Consider the following 16,765-nt stretch of genomic DNA (forward strand, 5'->3'; position numbering starts at 1 on the left):
CCGCAGCCCCCACAGCGGGCGAGGACGACCCTGAAAATCCGCGCTGTTCAGCAGCGCAGCAGAAAAGGAAAACCGATGAACATTCGCCTGTTCAGTGCGGGCCGCCACGCGCGAAAAAGGAAGAAATTCGTCAGCCTCACGGCTGCCGTCGCCATGGTCGCCAGTGTCATCTGCGCGGTCTTCTTCGCAACGGTGCAGTCGGCCTCCGCCGCGGTCGACGATTTCAGACCCGCGAACTGGAACATGCAGGGCGGCCAGGGCACGCTGGACAGCAAGTGGGGGAGCGGTGTCCATGGGCTGATGCAGCAGAACCACGACGTGATCGCCCTGCAGGAAACCGGGGAACCGCCTGCCAGCGCGGGACGATGGGATTCCAACCTCAATCAGATGGTGATGAGGGAGGCAAATGGGGCTCGTGCAGTGGCCCACGACTTCGGCGCTTTCCATCTCGGCCTGAGGGGCAGGTCGGCCACGGGCCAGAACCTGGGCTGGACGGTGCAGCGGTACGACTATCGACCGGGTGGAGCGCGCCTGGGGACCTGGAACATCTACTACATGCAAACCGACTTCGGCAACGCCAACGGCCAGGGCCGGGTCAATCTCGCCATCGTCTCCAGGCAAAGAGCCGATTTCGTCAGTGTCGCCCGGCCCGCCTTCACCAACCGATACGGCTTCGCCAGCTCACGGCCGTCGTTGGGCATCCAGATCGGTGACACCTGGTTCTGGACCGTTCACGCGCTGTCCGGGGGAGGAAACGACGCCCGCCAGCTCCTCGAAAACATCGACACGGCGTCGGGCAACGACCACTGGGCCGCCTTGGGTGACTTCAACCGTGAGCCCCGACTGCTGTCAACCGCACAGAACATGCACATCTACCGGACTGGCCGGGCCACTCACTACGGCGGAAACGGGAACGACAACGAACTCGACTACATGGTCGCCAACCAGGTGGTTCCGGGCCTCTCCTCAGGCTCCCGGGACCTCTCGTCCGACCATCGCGCGGTCTTCTACTTCCGCCTGATGGCCAGGGCGGATGTGCAGATCTTCATTCCCTACGACGACGAACAAACCCTCGGTACGGGCGGGGAGATCGTTGACGGTGGGGAGACTGTGATTGACCGGCCATCCACCCAGCAAACGTCCGACGTTCATTGGCACCTCGAAGAAAGTGGCTACCAACCCGGTTATTACATGATTGAGAACAATCTGACGAACCCGTATGGAACCAAGAGTTGTTGGAACGCCACCCATGAACAACTGATCGTAACGCCGTGCAAACCCGATCAGTCCCCCTACTGGTTCAAACTGGACTACTGGAAGGACACCGGGCAGGTACGGATCCAGCCATACGGCAAAAACACCTGCGTGGGAGACGGCGACGACTTCGGCGACTTTGGGGTATACACCCCCGCGTTCACCACGAGCAACTGCAAGAACAGCTCGGCTCGGTTGAACTTCCGGTATGACCGCGACCCCGGCGCAGGCGCGATGCCTTTCGTCGCGGTGAACTTCATGGCGATATCGAATTCGCCGTCGCCGTCGCTCACGGTCGCGGCCGATGGCTCCGCCCAGTACCGCACCGTGCAGAATGCGATCAACGCCGTCCCCGCGGACGGGAACCCGCACACCATCCTCATCAACAAGGGCACCTACAACGAGGTCGTCACCGTCCCGAAGACCCTGACCAACCTGACGATCAAGGGTGCCACCGGCAACGCCGCGGACGTCGTCATCAAGTACGACAGGTGCCATGGGTGTCTCAAGCCCGACGGCACGCAGTACGGCACCGAGGGCAGCGCCGTGGCCAGCTTCAAGGCCCCCAACCTGGCGGTCCAGAGCCTCACGATCCAAAACACCTTCGACCCGGCGGCCCACCCGGAGATCAGCCCGTACGAAACCCAGGCCGTCGCACTGGCCGCCACGGGTGACCGGCAGGTGTACACCAATGTCCGGATCATCAGCACCCAGGACACCGTGCTCGCCAAGTCGCCGGTCGCCACCGACCAGACCCGGCAGTACTTCCGCAACGTCTACATCGCAGGCAGTATCGACTTCCTTTTCGGTAACGCCACCGCGGTGTTCGACCAGGCCACCCTGCACGTCTGGCCCCACGTCGGCGGCACGATCGTGGCACCCAACACCGACCAGGCGAGGAAGTACGGACTCCTCATCACCAACAGCAAGGTGATCTCCTCGTCGGCCGCCAACACCTTCTATCTCGGCCGGCCATGGCACAACACGACAACCGCCTCGCCCCAGGCGGTGATCCGGGACACCGAGTTGCCCGCCGGGATCACGACCGCACAGCCCTGGACCAACATGGTCCCCGACTACACCTGGCAGCAGGCCCGGTTCTTCGAGTACCACAACTCGGGCGCCGGAGCCGGAGTGAACTCCAAGCGGCCGCAGCTGACCGACGCCCAGGCCAAGGACTACACCGCCCAGAAGTACCTGGCCGGCACCGACGGCTGGAACCCGGTCCAGTGACCGCAGCCGAGGTGGCAGGTACACCGTCCACCGACAGCGAGCCCGCCATCGGGGCGCGGTAAACCACGGCGGGGCCGGGACGGCACAACCGTCCCGGCCCCGCCGGCGGTTCCACTGCCTCCAGGTCCGTACCGCACCGCCCCCGCCCGGGAGGTGAGGACCCGCGACCACCGGATCCGGCACATCAGCGACCAACTGCGTCTCCTCCAGGTCCCCAACCTGAAACCCAGGAAGCCGCGCGGGAGGAGCCGGTCGAGGCCCTGACTGTCTGTGCGGTCGAGCAAACCGCCGCGACCGTGGCGGAGGGGAAGACCTCCCCCTCGCTCGCGCCGGTGTGTGATTCGGCGCCATATTGCCCGAAGGTTCACAGGAAGGTCTGTTCCGCCCAGGTTGAGCTGTACTGAGATTTTTGGAATCTGCGGACTGCCCGTGGCCGACCGATTGGGGATCACGGCCACCGCTGTCTCAGCGGCAGCAACACCTGCCGACCGTCCGGGCGACGGTGAGCAGGCACTGCTCGGGTGAGAGGCACCTACTCGTTCCACTTACGCGTGCCAGTTTGGCGATCCGGCCGCTAAGCTAACCGCGGTCGTGTGCCTTCAAAAGGAGGTCCGACCGAGGCGAGGCGGGTGACCGGGGTGTCCAACGGCAGGCGGGTGACCAGCGCGGATGTGGCACAGGAGGCCGGAGTCTCCCGTGCGACGGTGAGCTATGTCCTCAATGCCGTTTCTCATCAGAAGATCCCCGATGCCACTCGGCAACGGGTGTGGGACGCGGCCGCCCGCCTGGGCTACGCACCCTCGGCCGCGGCGCGTGCCCTGCGCACGGGACGCTCGGAGATCGTGCTCGGGCTGCTGCCGGACTGGCCGATCGAGCATGTCCTCGGACGCCTCATCCAGCAGCTGACCAATGCCTTCGCCGAGAACGGGCTGACCTTCGTGGTGCACTCGTCGGCTCACCCCAAGCGCCCCCTGCGGGACATCTGGAAAGCCATGACCCCTGCGGCGGTGTTGGCCCTCCAGGGCTTCGACGACCTGGAAGCCGAGGCGATGCGGGCAGCGGGCATCGAGGTGATCATGGCGATGCACGGGTCGATACAAGGTGAGCCCCGGCCTCCCCTGGTGTCCGAGCAGCCGATCGGCGCACTGCAGGCGCGGCACCTCGCCGCACCCAACCGCCGGCTCGGCTACGCCTACCCCGACCTGCCGGGGCTCGACGTCCTGGCCCAACCGCGGCTGGACGGTGTCCGCAAGGTGTGCACCGAGCTGGACCTACCGGAGCCGGATGTCCGGACCGTACCCTTCGATGCGCCGGGCGCCGCCGAAACGGTGAAGGCGTGGCTCGCCGCCGACCCACCAGTGACGGGAATCTGCGCCTTCAACGACAATGTCGCCCTCGCGGTGCTCGCAGGCTTGAGTCACCTCGGACTGCGCGCTCCGCGGGACCTGGCCGTGATCGGCGTCGACGACATCCCAGGCGCGTCGCTGGCACACCCACCGCTCACCACGGTCGTACGCGACACCGACGCCATCGCGCGGGGCCTGGCCCGCCGGGTCGTCGACACGCTGGACGGCCAGCAGGTTCCCGCCGAACCCCTCCGCGACGAGCTCCTGCTCCGTGTCCGGGAATCCGCCTGACCGGCGCGCGCCGAAACTCTGGAGGTCGGCGGTCAGCCTGGAACTGCCGCCAGATCCAGCCGACGGTGGACTTCGACAGACCACTGTGTTGCGCCATCGATGTCCAGCACCAGTGGGTGGCGTTCTTCGGCAGTTGTTCCAGCGTGGTGACCACGACCGCTTCCCCATTATCGATACTGATCGATCGTGGGCGGCCGGCCAGGCCGGGGCTCGTCGGCCAGTCCGTCCAGCCGCTCTGCGAGAAAGGGTGCGAGCAGCAGGCCGAGCCTTTGGATCACCCGGCACACAGTCGCCGGGGAGATGCCGAACAGCTTAGCGGGCTGCCGCATCGTGAGGTTGTGCGGTGGTAGATGTCCACCAGGAGTACCTGCTCGGTCAGCGGCAGCCGCCACGGAGGAACCCATCCGCACCCTTCACCGCCGCGTTCACGGACCGCCTTCAGCAGCTGTCCGAACTGTTCGGCCCGCAATCCGGTGAACGTCTCCACCCACACCCCCTCAGCCCTCAACGCCCCAGCCATGCCAGTGAAATGCCCTGACCACGGCCTTCTGCAACAGGCTTTAGCTTGATCTTTAACGTCCGACGTCGAATGGTTCGTCGAACTTGATCACCCGGTTCGGTAACTGCCATACACGGAGGCGGCCTTCGGCTGAACATGTGCTCCGACCAAGGAACACACACATTCAGCACGAAGGCCGTGAGGATGAGTCTGCTGCAGCACGACGCCCGGCGAGAGCCGTTGGCGCAACTGTCATGCTTCCGGGGCGAGTTCTACGCCTGCCTGACCGCTCGTTCGGACGCGTTGTTCGAGCTGGCCGATGCTGTTCTGTGCGGCGACGGGCCGGTGAGGTCGCTGGCCGAGCTGTCACTGGTGGGTGAGCACCGCCGAGGCCATGGAGGGCTCTATGCCGCGGTGGCCCGTGGAAGCATCGATGCCGGCCGACTGCGGCGGGCACTGGCCGAAGTACCGCTGCCGCGGGCTGCCGACGGGCGGCTGGTCCTAGCCATCGACGTCACCTGCTGGCTGCGGCCCGACGCCCACACCTCACCGCAGCGGATCCTGTGCCACACGTACGGCAGAGGCAAGGATCAGCACATCCCCGTCCCCGGCTGGCCCTACTCGATCATCTGCGCACTCGAACCCGGCCGCAGCTCATGGACCGCACCCCTGGACGCACTGCGTCTGACGCCTGGGGACGACACCGCCACCGTCACCGCCCGGCAACTGCGCGATCTGCTTCAGCGACTGATCGCAGCGGGGCAGTGGCAGGCGGGTGACCCCGACATCCTCATCGTCGCGGACGCCGGATACGACGCACCCCGCCTCGGCTTTCTCCTCAAAGACCTGCCGGTCCAGGTGCTGGCCAGGATGCGATCCGACCGCGTCCTGCGCAGAGCTGTCCCGCCCCGACTGCCGCACACCCAGGGCCGCCCGCCCCGGCACGGCGGCGAGTTCGTCTTCGGGCAGTCCGACACCTGGGGCACTCCGGACACCGAAACGGTCACCGACACACGCCTCTACGGAACCGCCAGGGCCCGGTCCTGGAACCGGCTGCACCCCAAGCTGACCCACCGCTCCTCCTGGGCAGCCACCGACGGCACCCTCCCGATCGTCGAGGGGACGGTGATCCGCCTGGACATCGACCACCTGCCCAGCGGAGCAACACCGAAGCCGGTCTGGTTGTGGTGGTCAGACACCGATGCCACCCCGGCGGACGCCGACCGTCTCTGGCAGGCATACCTGCGACGCTTCGACATCGAGCACACCTTCCGCTTGTTCAAGCAGACCCTGGGCTGGACCTCCCCGAAGATCCGCACCCCCGAGGCAGCCGACCGATGGACCTGGCTGATCCTCGCTGCCTACACCCAACTTCGGCTCGCCCGCCCACTCGCAGCCGACCGGCGTCGCCCTTGGGAGAAACCCAGTTCCCCGGACAGGCTCACCCCCGCCCGAGTCCGCCGCGACTTCCGGCACATCCGCCCACAAGCGGTCTGCCCAGCCCAAGCACCGAAACCTTCTCGTCCGGGCCCCGGACGGCCGCCGGGCCAAAAGAACACCCGGCCCACTCCCCGCCACGACGTGCACACACCCCACAGGACACAACCTGCGAAACAGCGGACGAAGAAGTCAACTACCCCACGACCACGCCGCACTGGTTAAAGATCAAGTTAGTGCCTTCCCTGTTGCTCGAAAACCGGACCGTATGGGCCGGACGTCGGAGGCACTCCGCGGTCAGGGCAGGCGCACCACCCGGCCGTTGCGGGCGCTGGACCGCGCGGCGTCGAGGACGGTGGCGGTGGCGACCGCGTCCCAGGGGTCGACGGGAACAGGTCCCTCACCGTGGACCGCGGCGGCGAAGGCTGTATAGAACAGGTCCCACCTGCCGCGGCTCGAGATGACGGGCTCGGCGGTGTCTCCGCGCCGCACCCGGCCCCAGAGGTGTTCGGGCACGGTACCCCAGCTGTCGCCGTCGGATTGCGGGGTCGCACCGGTCATCAGCGCGCGGTCCTGGCTGTCTTTGTGGTCGATGACGAAGGTGCCCGTGGTCCCGGTCACGCGCAGGCTGGGTCCTGGCGCACCCTGCCGTCCACTGCCCCACAGGTGGGACTGGACCCCGTTGCGGTGGGTCAGGGCCACAAAGACGTCGTCGTCGAGTCCTTCCTCGTCCTCGCGGTGGTGCATCTCCGCGTACACCCGCTCCACCGGGCCGGACAGCACCAGGGCCTGGTCGACCAGGTGGCTGCCGAAGTCGACAAGGGTGCCACCGCCCGCGACAGGAGGACCTGCCTCGGGTCGGAAGACCTCGAACCGGGACTCGTAGCGGAGCACGGTCCCGATTCCGCCGGTGTCGAGTAGCGTCCGCAGGGTGAGGAAGTCGGAGTCCCACCGGCGGTTCTGGTACACCGTCAGCGGACGACCTTGCTTCTCCGCGAGCTCGACAGTCGCACGTGCCGAGGCGGCGTCGAGTGCGAATGGTTTGTCGCAGACGACAGCCAGGCCCAGTTCCAGCGCCTGCTGCACCAAAGTCACGTGCGTGGCCGCGGGAGTGGAGACGACGACCGCCTCGACGCCGGCGCGGGCCAGGTCCTCCAGTGAGTCGAAGGTCGGCCGGCTCAGGTCCTGGGCGACCTGGGCTCGGCGCTCCGGGGAATTGGTGACCACGCCCAGGAACTCGTATTCCGGGGCGGCAGCGAGCAGCGGGGCGTGGAAGACACGTCCGCCGAAGCCATAGCCGATCAGTCCAATGCGTACGGGGGCCAAGGGAACTCCTGTGCGTTCTTCGGGAGGTGTTCTGTGGGCTTGTCCGGGCTTGGGTTGGTAGAGGGTGTGGGTTCACCCTGGCTGGGGAGGGTGGGTGATCTCCGCGTCCTGGTGTTCGGTGAAATTCTCGGCACATGTGGCGGCGAGGTCGTCGGCTGCCTGGGAGGCGTCGAGTCAGGGCCAACAACCTTTGTGTTCAGCACAGCTTCGCTTCAAGAACGGCTCCTACAACCAGCTCCATCGACGTTCAGGACACGAATGCCCGGATCTCCTGGGCCGACGGTCTTACGAAGGATCGTCCCCGACTCCCGCTGAGAAGGCAGGACAAGCTCAGACGTCGAGTTCGCGGCGCGCGATGACGTCGCGGTACCACTCGAAGGAGGCCTTGGGTTTGCGGTCGAGGGTGTCGGGGTCGACGTGGACGATGCCGAAGCGCTTGCTGAAGCCTGCGGACCATTCGTAGTTGTCCAGGAGCGACCAGAGGTAGTAGCCGCGCACGTCGGCGCCCTCGTCGATGGCGCGTGCGATCCACTGCAGGAAGCCGCGGACGTAGCGGATGCGCTCCTGGTCGTCGAACGGGTCGGCGCCTTCGGCGTCGATGGTGCCGTTCTCGGTGATGTACACCGGTCCCGTCCAGCCGTATTCATCGCCTACGAGTTTGATCGCGTCGTAGACGGCCTCGGGGTAGAACTCCATGCCGTTGTCGAGGAAGTTCCCGCCCGGGTGGGTCTCGCGATTGACCTCCCACCATTTCTTGTCCGCGTCCTTGGCGCTGGCGACGACCCTGGAGTACACGTTCAGGCCGAGGAAGTCGACCGGGGAGGCAATCAGGTCCAGGTCGCCGTCGCGGACCTCGGGCATGGTGCCCTCGCGGGTGAGGCGTTCGACGTTGCGCTCGCTGTATCCCTTGTTCAGTAGCGGGTCGAGGAAGAACCGGAAGGAGTCGTCCTCGTTCCGCGCCGCGAAAGCCGCGTCGGCGGGGTCGTCGGTGGCGGGGTGCTGCTTCCAGATGTCCACCACGATGCCGATCTCGGATCCGGGTGCGCCGAGCTCCCGAAAGGCGCGGACCGCCTCACCGTGCGCGAGGAGTGCGTGATGCATGGCCCGCTTGCCCAACCGGGCATCCGCGTGGCCGGGCGCGAACATATCCATGCCGTATCCCACCCAGATGGCGATGGGCTCGTTGAGAGTTACCCAGCGCGGCACCCGCTCGCCGAACTCCTCGAACGCCAACGCGGCATAGTCACGGAACCACTGCGCAACATCGCGGTTGCCCCAGCCGCCGCGGTCCTCGAGCGCCTGGGGCAGGTCCCAGTGGTAGAGCGTGACATTCGGGGAAATCCCGGCCGCGTCCAGTTCGTCGAAGAGGCGGTGGTAGAAATCGACGCCGGCGCGGTTCACGGCACCGGTTCCCTCGGGGAACAGCCGGGACCAGCTCAGCGAGAGACGGTAGGAATCGACGCCCAGGTCGCGCATCAGTGCGACGTCCTCGCGGAACCGGTGGTAGTGGTCAACGGCGACGTCGCCGGGGATGTCCAGGTGCACCTTGCCCGGGGTGTGCCCGAAGGTGTCCCAGATCGATGGACCTTTCCCGTCCTCGTCCCAGGCCCCCTCGATCTGGAAGGCACTGGTGGCCGTGCCGAACACGAAGTCCCTGGGGAACACGATCCGGCTCTCGCCATGTGAGTTGTTCATCGCTGTGGCCTCCTGGCCTGGGTTTCGGTCGGCTGCGCCCGCGCTTCGGTCGGCGTCATGACGACGCCGCCGCGAACACCGGACGCTTCGTGTGGCATGGACGCCGGTTTTTCATGAGGTTGCTTCCAGGTCAAGTCGCTTGTGTCGACGGCTGCGCTGCAGGACCGGGTCGGGGACGGGGGCGGCCGCCACCAGTCTCCGGGTGTACATGTGCTGCGGCTGGTCGCAGACGTCGGTGCTGCGTCCCTCTTCGACGATGCGTCCGTGTTGCAGTACCAGGGTGCGCGCCGCGAACTCCTTGACGACGGCGAGGTCGTGCGTGATGAACAGGTATGCACACCCGAGTGACTGCTGGAGTTCGGAGAGGAGGTCCAGGGCGGTGGCCTGGGTGGTTACGTCGAGAGCGCTGGTCGGCTCGTCGCAGACGATGAGCTTGGGCTGCCTGGCGACCGCCCGGGCGATGGCGATGCGCTGACGTTGGCCGCCGCTGAACTGGGCAGGGTAGCGGTCGGCCGCGTCCTCGGGCAGGCCGACGCGGCGGAGCAGGTCGGCGATGTGCTCGCGGACTTCGCCGCGTGAGCGGGTCGAGCCGGCGAGCAAGGGCTCGGCCAGGGTCCGTCCGATCGGCAGGGCCGGATTGAGTGACCCGTACGGGTTCTGGAAGATCGCCTGGAGGTCGGCGGACAGTGCGCGGCGGGCACGGCCGGTAAGACGGGTGATGTCCCGTCCGTCGAGCAGCACGCGCCCGCCGCTGACCGGGGTCAGTCCCAGGACGGCCTTGCCGATGGTGGTCTTGCCCGAGCCGGACTCGCCTACGAGGGCGACCGTCTCGCCGGGACCGACCTCGAACGACACGTTCTCGATGACCGTGTTCGGGGGCTTGCGCAGGCCACGGGACGGGTAGCGGACCGCGAGCCCGTCGACCTGGAGTATGGGTGTGCCGGTCACGCGATCCTGCCCTCGGTTGTCGTGATGCTGGGGGTGCTGTCGATGAGCTTCTTCGTGTACGGGTGCTGGGGCTGGTAGAAGATGTTCTCGACCGGCCCTTCTTCCACGATCCGGCCCTTCTCCATCACGGTCGCCCGGTCGCAGATGTCGGCCACCACTCCCAAGTCGTGCGTGATCAGGATGATCGCCATGCCACGCTCATCGCGCAGCGACCGGAGCAGATCGAGGATGCCGGCCTGCACCGTGACGTCCAGTGCCGTGGTGGGTTCGTCGGCGATCAGCACCTTCGGTGACCCGGACAGCGCCATGGCGATGGCCACGCGCTGGAGCATGCCACCGGAAAGCTCGTGCGGGTGCCGGCGAGCGACGTCGTCCGGATCGCGCAGGTGGACGCTGGTCAGCAGTTCGCGGACCCGTTGCCTGACGGCCTGCTTCCCGCCCGACACGGTGCCGGTGCGTCGGATGACCTCGGACAGCTGGGAGCCGATGGTGAAGTAGGGGTCGAGTGCCACCATGGGTTCCTGTGACACCAGGGCTATCTCGCTGCCGCGGATGCGCTGCAGTTCCCGCTCCGGCAGACCGCTGATCCGTCTGCCGGCCAGCCAGGCCGAGCCACCCGTCACCGTCCCGTTGGGAGCGAGCAGTCCGAGCAGGGACAGGCCCGTCACCGTCTTGCCGCTGCCGGACTCGCCCACGAGACCGAAGATCTCGCCGGTTTTCACCGTGAAGCTGACGGAGTCGACGACGGTGCGCGGGCCCTGGGGGGTGGCGAAGGCGATCGAGTAGTCGCGCACGGCGAGCACACCCGCGTCCGGGTTCGTGTCCGACGCTTCGGCGGTGTCCTTGGCGACCACCACGGGGACCGGCCGCTGCGACCGGCTGCCGGTACCTTCTCTCCGGTCCTGAGTGAGGTCGCGCAGCCCGTCGCCGAGCAGCCCGAAGGCGATGGACATGAGGCCGATCAGGCCGCCGGAGATGAGCAGCAGGTAGGGGTTCTGCTCGATGACCTGCGAGGCCTCTCCGACCATGCCGCCCCAGCTGGGGGCGGGCGGCGGGGTGGCCAGGCCGAGGAAGCCCAGGCCGGTCTGCACCATGAGGGCGATGCCCGAGAAGAGGCACATTTGGACGAGCAACAGCCCCACCAGGCCGGGGAGGATGTGTCGTGCCATGATCCGCGCCGGGCTGAGCCCGGACACTCTGGCCGCGTCCACGAACAGTTCCTCCCGCAGTGCGATGCACGAGCTGCGGATGATCCGTGCGAGGCCTGCGGAGGAGAGGACGCCGAGCGTGAGCATGGCGGCGATGTTGCTCTGGCTGAAGATCGCCAGGACGGCGAGCATGAGGATGACCGCGGGAACCGAGAGCATGACGTCCATCGCAGCCACGATGACCCGGTCGGTCCAGCCCCGTAGATAGCCGGCGAGAATGCCGAGTGACATGCCCAGGACGACGTAGACGCTCACCGCCACACCCACCCCCAGCAGGGCAGGCCGCCCGCCGTGGAGCAACCGGCTCAGCACGTCGCGGCCGAGCTCGTCGGTGCCCAGCGGGTGGCTGGCCGACGGACCGCCCCGCGCGTGGAGCAGGTCCTGCGCCAGCGGCGGGTGCGGTGCCAGCAGCGGGGCGAGAATCACGGCGACGGTAACCGCCAGGACCACGGCGAGCGCTGCCGCGGTGAGAGGACGGCGCCAGATCCCGGCGAAGGGGTTGGTCCACTTCCGTGATGGCACGCTCACGGGCGGAGCTGTAGCGGTCATGCCACACGCACCTTCGGGTTCAGGAGGCTGTAGAGAACGTCGACGAGAAGGTTGATCACGATCACCATGACCGTGAAGGTGATGGTGAGGCCCTGCACGACCGGCAGATCGTGCTGGTTGGTCGCGTCGACAACCGTCGTCCCGAGGCCGGGCAGGGTGAAGATGTTCTCGACGAGGATCGTGCCGGGGATGTACGCGATCATCGTGAGACCGACCGCGGTCGCCACCGGCAGCCCGCAACTGCGCAGGGCGTGCTTCCAGACGATGGATGCGGGCCGGACGCCGGAGGCCCGCAGCGTTCTGATGTAGTCGAGGTTCAGGGTGGACAGCATCGCGTCGCGGGTGATCTTGGAGATCAGGGCGACACCCCCGATCGAGAGAGAGATCACGGGCAGGACGAGGCCAGCCGCCCATTGCCCCGCTGACTCGGGGAACGGGGTGTACCCGGTGGCCGGGAAGATCGGGAACTTGACGGCGAACAGGGATACGAGCATCAGCGCGAGCCAGAAGTTGGGCAGGGCGCTGCCCAACAGGGACACCACGTCGAACATCCGGCGGCTGAACCGGCCGCGCGTCGCGCTGTACACGCCGAGCAGGACGCCGACCAGGGTCGACAGCGCGGTGGCCCCGATCACCAGTATCAGCGTGACCGGCAGGCGTTGCTCGATCACCCCCAGCACGGATTCACCGCTGAACAGCGAGTTTCCGAAGTCGCCGTGCAGGATGTCGCGCAGGTACAGCCAGTACTGCTCGACGAACGGCTTGTCGAGATGGAGCGAGGCTCTCAGCGCGTCGTACTGCTCCTTCGTCGCGTTGATACCCAGGATCGTTCGTGCCGGGTCACCCGGCACGAACGACTCCAGAAGCGAGGTGATCGCCGAGACGACCACCAGGAGCGGAATGGACAGTGCCAGCCTGCGGAAAATGATGGGAAGCATCGGTCCTCGTCAGCCGGTGGTCCACATGGTGTTCGAGGTCAGCTGGGCGGAGCCCTCCGGGAACTCCACCCCGCGCAGCTTGCTGTTGTACATGGCGATCGTGTCGGTGGCGGACACTGGCAGCGCGAGCGCCTTCCGCACGATCACATCGGTGAGATCCTTCGCCGCGGCGCCACTGGACTGCGGGTCCGCCTTGGCGAGCTTGGCGTACGCGGCATCGAAGTCCGGGTCGGTCGCGCCGAAGAGGTTCATGAGGCCCGTCTTGGTGAACGGCGCCTGCTGTGCGTAGAAGTTAGTGTCGCCACCCGAGCCCGGCGAGAGCACGGTGGCCGCGTACTTCTTCGACAACAGGTCGTTGATCCAGCCACCGAAGTTGGCGGCGGCCCTCAGCTTGACGGTCACACCCACCTTGCCGAGCTGGTCCTGCACGGCCTGGATCATCTTGGTCGTCGAGGGGTCGAACGACCCGTAGTTCACCGGGATGGTCAGCCCCTTCCCGTACCCCGCCGCCTTCAGCAGTTCCTTGGCCTTGGCCGGGTCGTAGGAGTACGTCTTCTCGGCCGCGGGGCTGTAGCCGTCGTAACCGGGCATCGCGGGCTGAGAGAGCGGTGCGCCGAAGTCTCCGTAGACAGCCTTCGTGATGGCGGCACGGTCGATGGCGAAGTTCAGTGCCTGCCGGACCCGCTCATCGCCCAGCCCCTTAACGACGGTGCCCTCGCGGTCCAGGAGGAACAGACCTGCCCAGGTAGTGGGCTTCTTGAGCGTCGTGATCGACTTGTTGCCGGCGAGCGTCGGCGCCACGTCCGGGGTGCCGTACATGAGGTCGATCTGCCCGGACTTCAGGGCCTGTGCCTGCGAGTTGACGTTCGGCATCACCCGGACGGTGATCTTCTTGAAGTGGACGGCGGCCTGGTCGTAGAAGTTCTTGTTCGGCACGAAGACGTAGTGGTCGCCGGAGACCGACTCCTTGGCGCTGTACACGTACGGCCCGGCACCGAAGGTCGCGGAGGCCAGCTTCTTCGGGTTCTTCAGTCCTGCCGGGCTGATGATGGCGCCGCCCAGGAGCGCGGGGGTGAACAGCGCCCCCATGTTCGGGTTCGGCGTCGGGCTGCTGACCACCACGGTCGAGGTGTCCGGCGTGGAGAAGGTCAGGGGACGGAACCATGCGCCGCCGGATCCACTGCCCTTCTGGAAGTACTTGATGGAGTTGACGACGTCGGCGGCGGTGATCGGCGTGCCGTCGGCGAACTTCACGCCCCTGCGCAGGCGGAGCTCGAACTTGGTGTTCCCCTTGCCGACGTAGCCCCACTTGTCGGCCAGCCCGGCCCCCAGGGTGCCGTCGGCCTTGAGGGTCAGCAGCGTCGCGTAGGCGGGATCCATGTAGTTCAGGAAGGGCCCGACAGCGATCTGGGAGGGGTCCAGGCTGTTGGGCGCCGAGGACAGGGCGATGGTCAGGTTCACCGGGCCGGCGCCGCCGCTGGTGTTTCCGCCGCCGCAGGCAGCGAGCGCGAGCGCTGCCACCACGCCGAGGGAGGATTGGAGGACGGTTCGTCTCTTCATCGAGATCTCCGTGGGGTCGGGAGGGATGGGGATGTGCGGCTGGGGAAAGCACGGTGAGACCGGGGAGAACTGGGCGGACGACCTGGGACACGATGGGGCCACCGAGGTGGACGGACCGAGCGGCAGGTGTTGGACTGGATGGCCGCTTCGAATGAGCGGAGCCATGACGATCCGCCGCGGTTGAGGTGGGAATCCCGGCGCGATAGCTGCTGGAGGTGACGTCGACGCAAAGGTGTCGCCTCCGGCGCGCGTCACTCCGGGGTATCGGGTCGGCGCTTACACCTTTAAGCGATAGTGCCCGTAAATTAACTGTGTCGCCTTCGTGGCGCAAGAGGTTCGCCGAAGACGATCGTGGTGACAGCATGGCGCGGGGCGGCAGGAATCCGGAGGCGGCCGGTGAACCGCTGCGACAGCGAAGCCGGTCAGGCGGACACTCGAACATGAACCCGAAGTGGGTCCTGGATGGGATCGGCGGAGACCTGCGCACCGTCGAGGGCGTCGACGATACGGCGGGCCAGGCCCCGCGCGATGGTGTCGGTGTCACGGACGATCGTGGTGAGCGGCGGCTGGGCCAGGACCGCGCCGGGGATGTCGTCGACGCCGATCACGGCGAGATCCTGCGGTGCCCGCAGTCCCAGTGACCGCAGGGCGGCCAGAACGGCCAGGGCGACAGCGTCGTTGAACGCACAGACACCCGTCACCGGCGGATCGGCGGCGCGCCACGCCTTCACCGCCGCGACGGCACCGTCCGGATCGACGGGCACGGTCCGAACGTCCGGCTCCGGGAGGTCGAGTCCGGCGCACACCTTGCGCACACCGTCCAGTCGCGGACCGGCCAGGACATCGAGCCCCGCCAGGACCGGGTAGGCATAGCCGAGCCGGTGGTGCACCTGGACGAGGTACCGGGCCTGCGCTGTTCCGATTCGTTCCTCCGACACGAGAGGAGACCGATGTCCGCTTCGTACCGAGCCGTGCACCGCCATGACGACCTTGATTCCCGCTGCCCGCATGGTGCCGGCCTCCGCCTCGGCCTCCGGGAACGCATCCAGTGCCAGAACTGCTGCAGGCGTCAAGGCCATCCAAACTTCCCGCAGGGGCCGGGCGGGGTGAGCCGCCGAGTGCACGAGAAAGGTGAGCTCATGCTGGGCCAAGGCGCTGGTCAGCTGCTGGACGAGTCGCCCGAGAACGTGTTCGATCGGCCAGTCGGGCAGCAGGCCGAGCACGATGTCCGAGCGCCCCCTGCGCAGCGAGCGTGCCGCGGCCGACGGCGCGTAGCCGAGCCGGGCGGCCGCTTCCCGCACTCTTCGCCGGGTGTCTTCGGGGATCTTCTGGTGTGGGGAGTCGTTGAGGACGTAACTCACCGTCGCGCGGGAGACCTTGGCCTCGCGCGCGACATCCGCACTGGTCACACGTTGTCGGTCGGATCTTCCCGACATCTATCGGCTCCCTCTGGCAGGTCTCTTGCCAAAGCCCACTGCTGCGGTTAGCTTTTCCGCTCAGCTTACCTACACGTTTAAGTAACGCGCTTGAGTGACGTCGCGCACTTCTGCTCCTGGCCGGACCCGCCCCGTCAGGAATCCCCCGTCCCTGTTCGCCGGTGCAGACCGAGTGAGGCGCAGCCGCAGCACACCAACCGCCGCACCCGCCCGCACTCGGCACATCCCGAAAGGCATCCGCGTGATCCGCCATCACGACTTCCGCTATACCGGCATGACGCTGCGCTCCACTGTGCACATCCCCGAAGGGCCGACGGGAACCCGCTGGCCCACAGTGGTATTCGTGCACGGCTTCACCTCCAACCGGATCGAACTGCCCAACTTCGTCGCCATGTCCCGGCTGCTGGAGGCCCACGGCATCGCCTCGGTCCGGTTCGACCTCTCGGGCCACGGCGAGAGCGACGGCGACTTCTTCGACGTCACGATCACCGGTGAGATCGCCGAGACCCGCGCGGTGCTCCAAACGGTCCGGACCTTCGACTTCGTCGACCCCGAACGGATCGGTCTGGTCGGTATGAGCATGGGCGGGGTGGTCGCCGGCATCGTCGCCGCCGAGGAACCGGGGATCGTCGCGCTGTGTCTGTGGTCTCCGGCCGCCGTCGCCCCCTTCGAGATCGGCAGCGGCTACCTCAAGGGCCGCAGGCTCGCTCCGGAGATCGCGGAGAAGGGTTACGTCGACACCGACGGGCACCGCATGAGCCCCGCGCTCGTCGAGGACATCGCCGGTCTCGACGTCTACGGGCGCTCGAGCGGGTACGCCGGCCCGGTCCACATCCTGCACGGCGACAAGGACGACATTGGCCCCATCGAGTACGTGCGCCGCTACCTGGACCACTACGACGGCGACGCGCACCTCGAGATCGTCGAGGGCGCGGACCACGCCTGGGGATCCGTGCCGCACCGCACCACGCTGCACCAGTCCACCCTGCGATTCCTCCGGGAGCACCTCAAGTGATGAAGACGTCCAGCATCGAGGAATCCCACA

The 16,765-nt window shown here is 67.1% G+C and carries 11 protein-coding genes and 1 pseudogene; 4 read left to right on the top strand and 8 right to left on the bottom strand.

Annotated elements, in window-relative coordinates:
* The first annotated feature begins 75 nt into the window (after positions 1–75).
* Positions 76–2,487 (top strand): pectinesterase family protein, encoded by a 2,412-nt coding sequence (locus OG734_RS04200; RefSeq protein WP_330286105.1) that lies wholly within the window; start codon positions 76–78, stop codon positions 2,485–2,487.
* Positions 2,488–3,116: 629 nt separating this feature from the next.
* Entirely contained in the window at positions 3,117–4,124 is a 1,008-nt protein-coding gene (locus tag OG734_RS04205; protein WP_330286106.1) for a LacI family DNA-binding transcriptional regulator, read from the top strand.
* 248 nt (positions 4,125–4,372) lie between these two features.
* On the opposite strand, the pseudogene OG734_RS04210 reads toward OG734_RS04205, so the two are convergent.
* Positions 4,373–4,644, bottom strand: a pseudogene (locus tag OG734_RS04210) (helix-turn-helix domain-containing protein); the annotation flags it as partial.
* Positions 4,645–4,827: 183 nt separating this feature from the next.
* Here OG734_RS04210 and OG734_RS04215 point away from each other — a divergent pair.
* Entirely contained in the window at positions 4,828–6,285 is a 1,458-nt protein-coding gene (locus OG734_RS04215) for an NF041680 family putative transposase (protein WP_330286107.1), read from the top strand.
* 72 nt (positions 6,286–6,357) lie between these two features.
* On the opposite strand, the gene OG734_RS04220 is transcribed toward OG734_RS04215, so the two are convergent.
* The 7 genes from OG734_RS04220 to OG734_RS04250 form a co-directional block, all read right to left on the bottom strand.
* The gene (locus OG734_RS04220; protein WP_330286108.1) at positions 6,358–7,386 is read right to left on the bottom strand and encodes a Gfo/Idh/MocA family protein; all 1,029 of its coding nucleotides are present in this window, start codon (positions 7,384–7,386) and stop codon (positions 6,358–6,360) included.
* A 330-nt stretch (positions 7,387–7,716) separates the two neighbouring features.
* A complete protein-coding gene (locus OG734_RS04225) occupies positions 7,717–9,081 on the bottom strand; it encodes a GH1 family beta-glucosidase (RefSeq protein WP_330286109.1) in 1,365 nt (454 codons plus the stop codon).
* A 111-nt stretch (positions 9,082–9,192) separates the two neighbouring features.
* Positions 9,193–10,029 carry an ABC transporter ATP-binding protein gene (locus OG734_RS04230; RefSeq protein WP_330286110.1) on the bottom strand — a complete coding sequence of 279 codons (837 nt, stop codon included), beginning with the start codon at positions 10,027–10,029 and terminating at the stop codon, positions 9,193–9,195.
* On the bottom strand, positions 10,026–11,786 hold the full coding sequence (locus tag OG734_RS04235; protein WP_330286111.1) for a dipeptide/oligopeptide/nickel ABC transporter permease/ATP-binding protein: 1,761 nt from the start codon (positions 11,784–11,786) through the stop codon (positions 10,026–10,028). The genes OG734_RS04230 and OG734_RS04235 overlap by 4 nt, the downstream gene beginning before the upstream one ends.
* Positions 11,783–12,724 (bottom strand): ABC transporter permease, encoded by a 942-nt coding sequence (locus tag OG734_RS04240; RefSeq protein ID WP_330286112.1) that lies wholly within the window; start codon positions 12,722–12,724, stop codon positions 11,783–11,785. Before OG734_RS04240 ends, OG734_RS04235 begins: the two co-directional genes overlap by 4 nt.
* Before the next feature lie 9 nt (positions 12,725–12,733).
* Entirely contained in the window at positions 12,734–14,284 is a 1,551-nt protein-coding gene (locus OG734_RS04245) for an ABC transporter substrate-binding protein (protein WP_330286113.1), read from the bottom strand.
* A 422-nt stretch (positions 14,285–14,706) separates the two neighbouring features.
* On the bottom strand, positions 14,707–15,693 hold the full coding sequence (locus OG734_RS04250) for a LacI family DNA-binding transcriptional regulator (protein ID WP_330286114.1): 987 nt from the start codon (positions 15,691–15,693) through the stop codon (positions 14,707–14,709).
* Between the two features lie 268 nt (positions 15,694–15,961).
* Here OG734_RS04250 and OG734_RS04255 point away from each other — a divergent pair, with 268 nt between their 5' ends.
* Entirely contained in the window at positions 15,962–16,735 is a 774-nt protein-coding gene (locus tag OG734_RS04255) for an alpha/beta hydrolase (RefSeq protein WP_330286115.1), read from the top strand.
* Positions 16,736–16,765 lie beyond the last annotated feature (30 nt).

This window comes from Streptomyces sp. NBC_00576 (assembly GCF_036345175.1).
GTDB lineage: Bacteria > Actinomycetota > Actinomycetes > Streptomycetales > Streptomycetaceae > Streptomyces.

What these genes read in the sequence shown, in the direction of transcription:
- OG734_RS04245 (WP_330286113.1), bottom strand. Translation starts at nt 14,284, where the DNA reads ATGAAGAGACGAACCGTCCTCCAATCCTCCCTCGGCGTGGTGGCAGCG.
- OG734_RS04225 (WP_330286109.1), bottom strand. Translation starts at nt 9,081, where the DNA reads ATGAACAACTCACATGGCGAGAGCCGGATCGTGTTCCCCAGGGACTTC.
- OG734_RS04240 (WP_330286112.1), bottom strand. Translation starts at nt 12,724, where the DNA reads ATGCTTCCCATCATTTTCCGCAGGCTGGCACTGTCCATTCCGCTCCTG.
- OG734_RS04235 (WP_330286111.1), bottom strand. Translation starts at nt 11,786, where the DNA reads ATGACCGCTACAGCTCCGCCCGTGAGCGTGCCATCACGGAAGTGGACC.
- OG734_RS04200 (WP_330286105.1), top strand. Translation starts at nt 76, where the DNA reads ATGAACATTCGCCTGTTCAGTGCGGGCCGCCACGCGCGAAAAAGGAAG.
- OG734_RS04215 (WP_330286107.1), top strand. Translation starts at nt 4,828, where the DNA reads ATGAGTCTGCTGCAGCACGACGCCCGGCGAGAGCCGTTGGCGCAACTG.